The sequence below is a fragment of the Paenibacillus sp. Y412MC10 genome, from assembly GCF_000024685.1.
Taxonomy (GTDB): Bacteria; Bacillota; Bacilli; order Paenibacillales; family Paenibacillaceae; genus Paenibacillus_AQ; species Paenibacillus_AQ lautus_A.
On the sequence record NC_013406.1, the window covers coordinates 3178064 to 3190253 of the forward strand.

Annotated in this window: 8 protein-coding genes; 6 read left to right on the plus strand and 2 right to left on the minus strand. The window is 52.0% G+C overall.

All coding sequences use genetic code 11. The features are described 5' to 3' along the window. The first annotated feature begins 117 nt into the window (after nucleotides 1-117). Genes GYMC10_RS13890 through GYMC10_RS13900 form a run of 3 tightly spaced genes read left to right on the plus strand, consistent with a single transcriptional unit; the run spans nucleotide 118 to nucleotide 6221 of the window. Nucleotides 118-804 (plus strand): hypothetical protein, encoded by a 687-nt coding sequence (locus GYMC10_RS13890; RefSeq protein ID WP_015735045.1) that lies wholly within the window; start codon nucleotides 118-120, stop codon nucleotides 802-804. After that, complete coding sequence (locus GYMC10_RS13895; RefSeq protein ID WP_015735046.1) at nucleotides 797-5014, plus strand: glycoside hydrolase family 2 protein; 4218 nt, start codon at nucleotides 797-799, stop codon at nucleotides 5012-5014. Before GYMC10_RS13890 ends, GYMC10_RS13895 begins: the two co-directional genes overlap by 8 nt. Before the next feature lie 46 nt (nucleotides 5015-5060). Next, a complete protein-coding gene (locus GYMC10_RS13900; RefSeq protein WP_015735047.1) occupies nucleotides 5061-6221 on the plus strand; it encodes a glycoside hydrolase family 88 protein in 1161 nt (386 codons plus the stop codon). Nucleotides 6222-6354: 133 nt separating this feature from the next. Here the strand turns inward: GYMC10_RS13900 and GYMC10_RS13905 are convergent, their stop codons facing one another. Beyond that, entirely contained in the window at nucleotides 6355-7584 is a 1230-nt protein-coding gene (locus GYMC10_RS13905) for a cytochrome P450 (RefSeq protein ID WP_015735048.1), read from the minus strand. Between the two features lie 201 nt (nucleotides 7585-7785). Here GYMC10_RS13905 and GYMC10_RS13910 point away from each other — a divergent pair, with 201 nt between their 5' ends. Then, nucleotides 7786-8295, plus strand: a complete 510-nt coding sequence (locus tag GYMC10_RS13910; RefSeq protein WP_015735049.1) for a PadR family transcriptional regulator — start codon at nucleotides 7786-7788, stop codon at nucleotides 8293-8295. A 156-nt stretch (nucleotides 8296-8451) separates the two neighbouring features. On the opposite strand, the gene GYMC10_RS13915 is transcribed toward GYMC10_RS13910, so the two are convergent. Continuing rightward, on the minus strand, nucleotides 8452-9039 hold the full coding sequence (locus tag GYMC10_RS13915) for a pentapeptide repeat-containing protein (protein ID WP_251495263.1): 588 nt from the start codon (nucleotides 9037-9039) through the stop codon (nucleotides 8452-8454). A gap of 315 nt (nucleotides 9040-9354) precedes the next feature. On the opposite strand from GYMC10_RS13915, the gene GYMC10_RS32540 reads away from it, so the two are divergent. Further along, nucleotides 9355-11010 (plus strand): DUF6138 family protein, encoded by a 1656-nt coding sequence (locus GYMC10_RS32540; RefSeq protein ID WP_015735051.1) that lies wholly within the window; start codon nucleotides 9355-9357, stop codon nucleotides 11008-11010. 735 nt (nucleotides 11011-11745) lie between these two features. Beyond that, nucleotides 11746-12141 (plus strand): hypothetical protein, encoded by a 396-nt coding sequence (locus GYMC10_RS31570; RefSeq protein WP_015735052.1) that lies wholly within the window; start codon nucleotides 11746-11748, stop codon nucleotides 12139-12141. Nucleotides 12142-12190 lie beyond the last annotated feature (49 nt).

Consider the following 12190-nt stretch of genomic DNA (forward strand, 5'->3'; position numbering starts at 1 on the left):
ATGCGGCGTGTCCTCCCGGTATCAGGGGGGGCCGCCTTTTACTATCGCAAAAGAAAGCTTCAGCTTCTTGAAATTGAGACATCCTGTAACATCAAAATTGACAGCAGGAGGTGCTGCATGCCATTCATGCAACGATGTTTATATAGGGCCGAGGAAATCGAGGGAAATATCCGTTCCCGTTTTCGCGGGGAACGGTTTATTCAAGCGGTTGAAGATGCGATGAAGCGGGAGGGCGTACCCCGATTAAGTTTGTTTGCGGATGGAAGCCGATTGTTTCTTTATTATGAATGCCGAGGTGAGCAGGTCCTTCCGGAAATTCTGTTGCCGGAAGCCAATTCGTGGCTGGCCGTTTGGCCGGGAGGGGGATTAGAACGACGATGGGCGGCCATGACCGATATTTTTCATTACCAAGCCCCCGCTTCGGAGCAGCATTGGGAACGCAGGAATAAAGACAGCGTGCCGTATGGAAGGATCGCCCGGCTGAAGCCCGAGGAGACGGCCAGCTACGTGTACTATCATTATCAGTACCAGGAAGAACGGCCAGGCGATGGAGACAAGTACGGGATCATCGGCCTGCATGAGAATATGCTCTTCTTCTACTCCGAGCTTCCCGCTACGCTTGAGCCAGCGCCCTACAAGGGAAAGCTGAATACTTCGCTCCGGCCGGATGATTGGGCGGCGGCGATGGATCCGCATTTTATCAAGTGGGAGGAGGCGTCGAGCGGACAGGAGATCTGGCGGGAGCTGGAGCTTGTACGGGAAGTGCGCATCTCCGACGAAAGGCAGGATACAAAGCATGCGTAACCGATGGTGCCTGAACGGAGAGTGGGACTTCATGCCGCTGTACGATCAGCCGCAGCGCCGGCAGCTTCCGGATGAGATCGTCTACGAGCCGGAGCCCGTCCGAGTTCCTTCCAGCTGGAGACGGTCGTACGAGCAGCCAAACGGCAGAATGTTCGGCGAAATTCACGAGCACGGATATGCTCCGATGGATCTCTACAGCTATCCCAAGGCGTGGGACGCCGCGGAAGCGGGCGTTCTGCACCGCTGCTTCCGGATTCCCGAACACATGGCCGGTCAGCGGATCGTCCTGCGGCTGGACGGCATTATGCAAAAAGCCGTCCTATTTCTCGACGGGGCGGAAGTCGCGGTTTGGGAGGACGGCTACCTGCCGCTGCGGCTCGATATCACGTCGAGCGTAGCGCCGGGCCGTGAGCATCATCTCCATGTCCTATGCGGGAGCTTCGACAGAGTGAAGCTGCCGTCCGGCATGGAGAAAGTGACGGGATTGACAGGTTCATGGTTTGGCAATGTCGCCAGAGGGATATGGCAGGATGTCTATCTGGAAAGCTACCCGGTTCTTTCACTGGAGGATGTAACCATTTGCACGTCTGTGCGGAAGAAGCGCTTGGAGCTTGCGGTCATCGCCGGGACGACAGAAACGGCTGCGGCTCTTGGGCCGATCCATGTGAGGCTGAGCGTGCGGGAACTTGGCGTATTGCGACAGGATGGAGAACTTTCGGAGGCAAGGGATGCCGATTCGTCAGGCAGCGGCATCCATCGATATGGGGCTCAAGATGCGAAGCCGCAGCAAGCTCAGGGGCGTGGAATTGAAACGGAGAGGCACCTCGTGGAGAGAAGGACAGGAGGCAGATCGGAAGCCGAAGACAAGCTGGCCGTTCCGGTCCTCCTGGCGGAGCAGCTCGCTGAACAGGTCGATCCCTCGGCTGTTGGGATGCTTCGGTTGTGCGAGAACGAACGCGTCGGAGCGGTTTATCGCGCCTCCTTCACCCTGGATTGGCAGGACGCCAAGCTGTGGAATCCTGACACGCCATTCCTTTATGTCGCGGTGCTTGAACTTGTAGCAGGTGAGCAGGTTCTCGACCGGCGCGAAGAGGTATTCGGTTTCCGCGAATTTTGGTGCGAAGGTCCTCAATTTATGCTGAACGGGATCCCGATCCATCTTCGCGGCGATTCGTGGCATTTTCAAGGCGGACTCCAGCAGATGGAGACGTATATCCGTAATTGGTACCGGATGTGCCGGTCTGTCGGAATCAACAGTATCCGTCTGCATGCCGAACCCTATCCGGAAGATTATGTGCGGATTGCCGACGAGGAGGGCATGCTGATTATCGACGAAACGGCCATATACGGATCGGGCAAATCCATGCTCGCCGACCATCCCGAATACTTGGCCCATTGTCGGTTGCATGTTCAGCGGCTCGTTCGGCGCGACAAGAATCATCCTTCGGTCATCATGTGGAGCTTGCAGAACGAAATGCGCTGGGTAGACGGCCGGGACGGCTACAGGTCGCAGATTCCCGGCTTCATGGAGGCAATGCGCGAACTGGATCCAACGCGGCCGATCATCGCAGAAGGGGACAATCGGCTGCTGTCCAAAGCGCATACGGAAGTGGAGAGCCGTCATTACAACATCGACGGCACCATTGCTCAATGGGACCGTTCCATCCCTTTGACATTCGGCGAACACGGCGGATGGTGGTACATATGCCCGCAGAACGCCAGCATGTACGCAGGGCTGCAGGCCTATCGCGGTACGGACGAAAGCACGGCCGGGCTGGCGCACAAGGAACGCCTATTCGTGGAGTATGCGCGGCGGCAAGGCGTCTCGGGCATAGCCACGTTTAATTTCGCCCATTATTTCATGCGGTCGATGCCGGAGAACGACGTCGCAGCTCCGCCGTTGGAACCGGGCTTGCCCGGCGTAAGCCCCAAGAAGATCCCGGCCTATTCGCTGACGATCAACAACGGTATGCTCCCGGATCATCCGATGTATCTTCCTAATCCGGCTTTCGCCATCATGGCGGAGGCGTTGAAGCCGGTTACGATGTTCGCGGCCGAATACAACGGCTGCTTCTTCGACGACGCGCCCATCTCGCGCAGCTTTGACGTCTTCAACGACACGCTGTCCGCACAAGACGTGCGGATTGAATGCGAGGTCATGCAAGGGGAGACGATCGTGCTGGATCGTATCTTCACGTTCCGTCAAGAGCCGGCCGAGTCCAAGGCCTTTGAAATCACGTGGATTCCCATCCCCGTGGATACGGAAGGGACGGCGCTGCTGAAGGCCTCGCTGTTTCATGGCGAGCGTCTGATGTTTGAGCTGCGCAAGGAATACCGGCTTGTGCCGGGAAGCTTGCTCCATGATCCTGTCGAAGTCGGCCGCCCGGCGGCTTACTGGGGTTCTGAGGAGGATTATATCCGGATCCGCCGGCTTGTACCCGGCTGCGAACGGGCGAACCGCGACGCGATCGCCTTGCTGTCGTCCGATGATTTGCTGATTATTGGCAGCAATGCGGAGGATCCGGACGGCAGGCTGGAAGCGGAGCTTAAAGCCTTCGTTGCAAGGGGCGGACGCCTGCTTCTGCTGGAGCAGACCGGCCTGTCGCTCGGTCGGATTACGCTGTCGCGCAGGCCATTTCTGCGCGCCCATGCCGGGGATTACCGTCACCCGGTGCTGAAGGGCTTGAGCGACAAGGATCTGATGTTCTGGCACGAGGAGCTGCGTGAAGAAGGGCCGTTGCCGATCATACGCGCCGCGTTCGAAAAGCCGGTCCATGGCGATTTCACCCTGCTGCTGGAGTGCAGCGCCGGCGATTTCGGCGACGGGGGGGATCTTTGGTCGCCGCTGCTGGAATATCGGAGCGGAAGCGGCATGTTTCTGGCCAATCAGCTGGAGATCATGGCCAATCTAGACCGAGTACCGCAAGCCTGTCTGCTGCTGCGCAACCTGCTGGCTTATGCAGGGCGGTCCGAGGAAGCTGCCGTCCCGGCCATGCGGACGGCAGGAGCGCTGGTAAGCCCTGGCGGGACAACGGCAGCGTTCCTCGACCGACTTCGGCTGCGTTATAAGGTGCTGGATGCCGCAGCGGTGATAGGTGAAGCTGCGGAGCGCGAATCCTCCGAGCCATCATTCGGCCTGCTCATGGCCGAAGCCTGCCTGCTTGGGTCGCCTGGCGCTGCTGAAGCCGTCAAGCGCTATGCTGAAGCCGGCGGGCATGTGCTTGTCCTGCCGGCGGACAGCAGTCAGCAGGACACGCTTGCCCGCTTGTTGGGCCGTCCGGTACGCGTGGAGCCGCACGAGGCCTACCATCTAGCGGCAGATTACTCCCACGACGCCGTGCGCGGCTTTAGCCCGGTTGATTTGTTCGGCTTCGATAAAGTGTTCCTTTCGCCGCGTGATGTCGTGAACCGGCCGCTGGCCAGCGATCGGCTGGAAGTGCCGGGCACGGCGGATGTGTGCGTAAGCATCGAGGGAACTGCCTGGAAGGATTATTTCGTGAATGGTTACACATCCGAATACAGCCGTCTTGCGCTGGTTGAAATCAACTGCAGGAACGCTCGCCGACCCGGTGCTTTTCTTGTTGGAGAGAGGATAGGGGCAGGTTCCATTCTCTGTTCGCAGCTTCTGACTGATCTTGACAGTGACAAAGCGCTGCGATTGTACACTCGTCTGCTCGCCAATCTGGGCGCTGCCTTCGATGACCGCTTACTGGTGAGCGAGAAGGCTGACGGCGCATGGGCCGTGGAAGCGGTAATGGCGCTGTCTTGCCCGCCTTACGTCGATTTCGAAGCCATGAAGACGTATTATACCGATCCCGAATATTCGCTGAATAATTTGGGAGAAAGCCTGTACGGCTGGATGCAGAAAAAAGAGCGGAGGTCCGAGGACGGGAAGATGCGGATCTCCCATGTCGCGAATGAGCCATGGTTCTTGAGCTGTTTCGTACAGGTGCCTGATGGAACCGAGCCGTACCGCAAGGGATACATGAGAATCCAATCGGATGTACCGTACGCCATTTTTTTGAACGGCGAGTTTATACCGGAGCCAGAGCTTGAGCTTGCCCTGAAGAGCGGCCTTAACCGGCTGGTCGCGATCGTCCATGGAAACGGCGGGAATATGGACTTCGGTATGGTCATTCTGCACGCGGATGGATCGTACATGAAAGATCTGGAATACCGAATGACCCTGGACGAAGTCGAGCCGAAATAGCGTTGAGAATGGAAGAGCGGGCTCTGTTTGGATGGAGCCGCACCAAATGAATAAGTTATGGGAGGGCAAGATGGACTGGAACGCTGTCATAGAACAAACCTTGCATACGACCAAAGCGAATATCGCCCGGTTTGAAGATCGGTTTCCGCATGTCGGAAACGGAAACGGCAAATACCGACTGGTGGATCATACGGATTGGACGGAAGGATTTTGGCCGGGAATCCTGTGGCTGAGCTGCGAGTACGGTCAGGATTCCTATATCCGTGAAGCTGCAGTCCGATGCACGCATTCATTTCAAGCAAGATTAGCGGAGCATAAAAATCTGGATCATCACGATATCGGTTTCTTGTATTCTTTATCTGCACTGGCGCAATGGATGGTTGAACGGGACGAAGCGGCCAAGATCACGGCTCTTCAGGCGGCTGATGCGCTCATGAGACGATGGAGGCCCACGCTTCAGCTTATCCAGGCGTGGGGCCCTGAACATGACCCCCAAAACGGCGGCCGGATCATCATCGACTGCTTGATGAATTTGCCTTTGTTGTGCTGGGCAACCGAACAGACCGGGAGATCGGCATATGCCGAAGCCGCCCGCATTCATGCTGACAAAAGCCTGAAGTTCCTGGTTCGCGGCGATGCCTCATCCTATCATACCTTTTATTTTGATCCCGAATCGGGGGATGCCGTGCGCGGAGGTACCCATCAAGGATTTCAGGATGGTTCGACGTGGTCGCGGGGGCAGGCATGGGGCATATATGGATTCGCGCTGGCCTACCGTTATTTCGAAGAACCGCAATATTTGGACACGGCGATTCGAATGGCGCGTTATTTCATCGACCGCCTTCCAGATGATCATGTCGCCTACTGGGATTTCGACGTTCCTCCAACGGCACTTACGCCTAAAGACAGCTCTGCTTCTGCGATTGCCGCTTGCGGGATGCTGGAAATCGCCGACCAGCTGTCAAGCGATGATCCCCGCAGGGAATTTCTCCTTGATGCCGTTCGGCGTTCCATGGATTCCATGGTACAGGGATATTTTACGAAGGGTAATCCGGACGAAGAAGGCTTTTTGCGGCATGGTTCGTATTTTGTCAGAGGGGGAATTGCGCCGGACGATTTTGTCATCTGGGGCGATTATTTCTTCCTGGAAGCGCTCATGCGTTTAAACAACGGGCGGCCCGGTTACTGGTATGAACCCAAGAGGTAAAAAACAATAGAATGATTTGCTAATAAAGTGAGAGACCCTGTCATTTCAGAAACAAGCAGGGTCTCCCGATATTATAAGCCCTTGCTGTGCAGGGCTTTTTTTGATGTACCAAATAAAATGAGACAGGTCAGCCTTATCGATGAACACGGATAGGAAGCTGAGTCAACATTTGTCCTGCCGCAGAAGGACTCAGGTTATCTTCCAGTTTAAATTCAGGAACGGGTTCAATGCGCGGGAAGAAATCCATGAACCTGCTTATCGCAATATTTGCTTCCAGCCGTGCCAGCGGAGCACCCAGGCAGAAGTGAGCGCCATTCCCAAAGGTTAAATGTTTTTTGTTATTGGTACGGTGGATGTTCAAGGTGAAGGGATCCTCAAATACCTCTTCATCCATATTGGCAGCACTCATCCAAGCGACGACGAGATCCCCTCGTTTCATATCTACGCCGAGTACATGATTGTCCTGTTTGACGGTTCGATCCATTTTTGCAATGTTAAACCGATAACGCAGCATTTCCTCGATGGCATTGGGAAGGAGCTCGCGGTTAGCCTGGATTTCCCCGTAAATTTGGTTGTTGTCATATAAGAAGGAATAAAACGTATTAGCTAGCAGATGAGTCGTCGTTTCAATGCCTGCACCCAGGATAAACATCGTCGTTCGGACGATCTCATCGTCCGATAACCGATCCCCGTCCACCTCGGCTTGAATGAGGTCGGAGATGATATCGTCCGCGAGATTGGCTCTTTTTTGGACGATATGAGGATAGAGATAGTTGTAATATTCCTTGGCAGCATGACGTTTCAGTTCTTGTACATCTTCCGAATGGTTTTTGGGCAGGGGAAGGAACAGATGGTTTACCCACTCCTTGAATAATAACCGGTCTTCGGAAGGGACTCCGAGCAGATCCGCTATGACGATGGTTGGCAGCGCACTGGCATAATGTTGGACGATATCGATGACATGGGCGTCTCCCATTTCCTGCAGAAGCTGGTCTGCAATCTCTTGAATGCGCGGCTCCCAGAGCTTCAAGCTGCGAGGGGTGAAAGCGGCGGATATCAAGGCACGGCTTTTTTGGTGTTCCGGGGGGTCTGATTGCAGGTTGATTTTGCTCATTTTCTGGCCTTCGTCATTATCGGCGCCAACGCTGATCATCGTCCGCGTTCTTACACTAGAGAAATATTCATGATCCTTGAGAACCCTCTTGACGTCATCGTACCGGAAGACGTTCCAGGTTTGGGTCGCCTGATTATAAACGATGGGCTCATGCTGCAATTTGTGTTTGTACCATTCATAAGGATTGAATTCTTCGATCGGTGAACGGAATTGCGTGATTTCCTCTAAGGAGATGATCTCATGATTCATTACATTCCCTCCAATGCTAGTGTAATATAACATATGTTAATTTAACATATAGTTATAATTGGTCATAGTTTCCAATGACCCATGTCCAAAGTTCTGTTTATATTCTTCCTTGTCGGATTTTGGTTGAACATATACGCTAGAGATGTGCTGTTAAATATGCAGCGGTATTGTCAAATCCGTCGACGAAAGGCCTGAACGATCATGTATCTTGAACTTCTCATTCTGATCCAAATCGATAAATCCCCGAAACACGGGTATGAAATAAAAAAAGAAATACAGAAAGATCTCGGTTATTTGATGGACGTGAATCACAACATGTTATACCCGACATTGCGAAAATTTACGGATGAGGGATTTGTTCGTAAACATCGAAATGAGCAGGTAGGCAGACCGAATCAGTATGTATATGAAATTACAGAAGCAGGGAGGGAACAAATCGCAAACCTCATTAACGAATTCACCGAAAAAGATGCAAAACATCAAATCGAATTCATGGTTAGAGTGTCCCTGTTCGATCGTATTTCGAAGGAGGACCGGAATCGGATTTTACATAGGAGAAAGAAGGATTTGGAAGAGCTGCTGTCAGATATCGAGAGAAGACTGGATGAAGGCGGGGACGAGTTGTTCCGGGACGAGGTTCTGCGGTATTCGGTATCCCAGGTTCAAGGCGAATTGGCGTGGATCGATAGGCTGGTCAGCCGCTTAACCTGATGGGTAAATACGGCTTCGACCAGAGCTTTAATCATCGCAGCTTTCAGCGCGACGATGTTTTAGCGCGAGGAAGAGAGCCGCGAAATCGCGGCTTTTTACCAGTAGATCTTGAGGGCTTTGGTAGTGGATGGGGTGTTGGGCTCGCAGGTTCGAAAATTAAGCAAAGGGTTCTCCGTTGATCTTGACGTGCTCCATAATTGTATTATCCCAAACCGGTAGAGCTTCCGCTTCACTTACGAACCGGCTTCCGGATAAGGAGCCGTTATGAAAGATTGCTTCATTGAAGCTGCATTCTTCAAAGAGGCAGTACATCAGATGTGCTCCGCGAAAATTAACATTGGAGAAGTTACATCGAACGAAGGCCGCGTCGCGTGCGATGGCGTGACTTAAATTGGCTCCGGTAAAATCGCAATCCTCAAACCTTTCTCCAATCCGGGCTTTTTTTAAATTTGTTTTTCGAAACGAGCAATGATTGAAATGACGAGTCACAAACGAACCGCCAAGTTTCATTCCATCAAAGCGGCAATGCGTAAACCTGGATGAGTTCAGACCCGTTCCGTCCATAAACTTGGCAAAAGATAAATCAACATGCTGAACATCCAGGAACTGGATAATCTCACTCAAGGTGACACCTCGGAAATCCTCTTGCCCTGCATCTGTCAATCCAAAGGGAGAGGAAGGGAATCTCCGTTCTTTTTTATGCATATTATGTTTGCCTGTAACGGCAGCCAATGCCTGATTCACTTCAGTGGATTGCTCCGTATCCCATCTTGCGATCCATTGTTTTGCGCTCAATGAACAACCTCCTTATTCCAGAAACGAATGTATTCTCTTAGAAATGATCTTTAAATGAGTCGGTTTTATAGTATCATAGATGAAGCAGCATATTCCAAGATTTGGTTGGAATCAAATCGATGAGGGAGTGGCGAATGGAGGCTTAAGTCATGATCAAGGAGAGTGAAAGGGTATGAAGGAGAAAGAGAGACAGCCGCATTTGGCCAAAGCTGTTAGCGCAGATGAGGAACAATACGAAATGATATAAAGGAGTATTAGTGGAACATGGATCAGACACTGGAAACACTTTTGAATGAAATGAAACAGGAGATCGACAAATGGATGGCTTATATCAGCGATAAAAACGCGGACAAAATCGTAAAGCGTACTACGCTGCAGATCGGGATTCACGACTATGCGCTGCTCGAATATAACAAGGGCAGAGTGAGCATGACGGACGACGAGCTGGACTTATCGATGCCTGGAGACAGGGGCACACCTGGGGAGCCGTTGACCAAAGAACTTGTGCGAGAGCACATCGTTCCTAAATTATCCTCTTACATGCAGCGTAAATTGGACGAGATGCCAAGCTCATTAATCGATTATCAGTTTACGTTTAACGGCAAGTTTCGAGTGCGGGAAGGCGATCTTAACCTTTGTATTCTTACATACGCAGATGAGACAAAGAAGAAGCAATTACAGGAACGAATCTCAATCTATATTGCCAATAAGCTAGAAGCGGGAACCTATCCGACGAAACCGTTGGAGACGTTTTTCCTGTCCAGGCACATCCTGGACGAGGGACTGTTTCCAGACGCGGATCCCGCCTGGATCATTGCCGTTTTTGAGCGGATTCAGCAATTGAACAAAGGGAACCAACATCTCGCAGAGCATCGTTCTAATCTAATTACGGCTTTGCGGAATTGGGCGGAGCAGCGTTGGCTTCCTCGTTATTTTGATAATATCGGGACGCAGTGGCAGCGAGAATACAAGAAAAAAATCGACATTCATTTGGAAAATACCGAGCAAGGTCCAATCGATCTGCTGATCTATGCCGCCATCCTGATTCTGAAATACGAGCCCTCTTATAGCAGAAGCACAGGATTGGCTATGTTGAATTGCGCCAAGGATCTTGGAAGCGAACGGGCCCAACGATTGAGTAAAGAAGGAAGCGGGACCTTCGCCAAGGAAGACGTCTGTTTACGTGACGAAATGGTGGAATGTACGGCCAACGATGTGTTTGCCGAGGTCTCCATAGCCATTAAGGAGGAAACGGGGGAGAGTTACGCTCGCGCGCTCCGGTTTCTGACACGCCTCTTCAGCTTGGGATTCCCGAAAAGCTACCAAATCAAACTGAAATCCCCGGTCAAGCAGTGGCTGCCGATCAAAGGATTGGCTAAGTCGGGAACGCATCGGTTCTTCGCCAACGCCTTGGAATACCCGGAATTGTATCCCTTCATGGAGGAGTATGCTAAAGCAGCGATGGAGCCGTTTGAATGGTATGCGGATACGGAAGGGGAAAAAAACTGCATGCCGGGAAGCTACGCCGTCTTTGGCCTCGGATTGAAGGATACAACGTTTTTCCCATTGGTGGAGGAATACATGGGCAAAGTTGATGACGAACACCAATCCGTTCAAAACCATTTCACGATAGCTTTTACTGAGCGGCATGGTGTTCATACGGAAACCATTCCAACCTTGGTAAAGTGCATGCTGCACTGCAACGATTCAATGAAAATGAAGATCCAATCGGACATGGAACACGGGCTAAACGTCAGACTGCTGCTCGATCAAGTTCGCGGCCTCCCGTATTACCAGGTGGAGCGTATCGTATATTTGATCTGGGGCGGTACGGACAAGCTGAAGAAGATAGCCGCCAAAGCCGAGGGGGAGAGGGCGCAGTGGCTCACCGATTTGGCGGAGGCCGCTCGTCGGAGGTAATCGTGTTTACTTAGGCCATCCTTAAATGAGTCCAAAATCAGCTGCTGAAAGGCAGCTTTTTTTATCCTTATCTAACTGTTCCAGGCAAAATGATGCGAAAATGATGGAACCGAAAGCCGTTTATATAGTAGCTAAATGGAGACGCATTGATATAAAATACGGACAAGAAGACAGGAAAAGTTTGGAGCCATTCGAAAAATTGAAAGCGTTGTCTTTAAGAATCTGCGGAACTTATGAATGTAGGGAAGGGGGCCTTGGAATCGGCACGTTATGGGCATTGCGAATAGAAGAGGCTCAGCTTCGAGCTGGAGTTGCCTTATATTGAGACCATGAGGACAGAGGATTCGCTATTTTGCCGAAATGGGCTCATTATGGTGACCTTGCGGACCCAGGATCCGTTATTGCACCATAATCGTAAATGATTCCACGCTAAATCCTGCAATAGCGGATCTCTTGTCCGCATATGGCTGTGAAAATAGGTAAATCAAAGAAATAGCGGAACCAGGGTCCTCTATTATCGCAAATCCATGAAGTTAAACGAAGCTGGATCGATAGCCGTGGTCCTAATGAGGGAAATGGTCATACGGCGCAAATCCCTGGTGTTATTTTGGTAATATCGGACGAATATTGAGATCACGAGGACAGCGGATACGCTATTTAACCGAAATGAGCTTATTATGGTGACCTTGCGGACACATGCTCCGTTATTGCACCATAATTGCAAGTAATTCCACGATGAATCCTCGCGAGGAAGGGACCCCAGGCATCATTCGCGGTCCAAACGGGCAGCCCGTCGTACAAATGAAGGGCATCACGATGGGCGCGAGCCAGCGAGCGGAATGGATCGTTTCTATCAAGCCGCGAATTCTGGCCGCCCAGGGAAACGCCACCGGCGAAACGCTGGAATGGATGAAAACGGATAAGAAGCCGCTGGAATTCAACAACCATTTCGGCGAAATCAGCAGCGGCTACATCGGAGTGCTTAAGGAGTTGTTTCCCGAGTGCGAGTACGGATGGTTTGCTTATTATCTCGACCACGTGCCGAACTACATGCCTTATATGACGCCGGACAACATTACGATGATTTCGGTCGGCCGCTCTTCAAGCATAAGGAAATTGCGCTTAAGCTGATCGAGAAGGCCCACACGGATCGTACATATTACAATCTCCTGCTGTATTG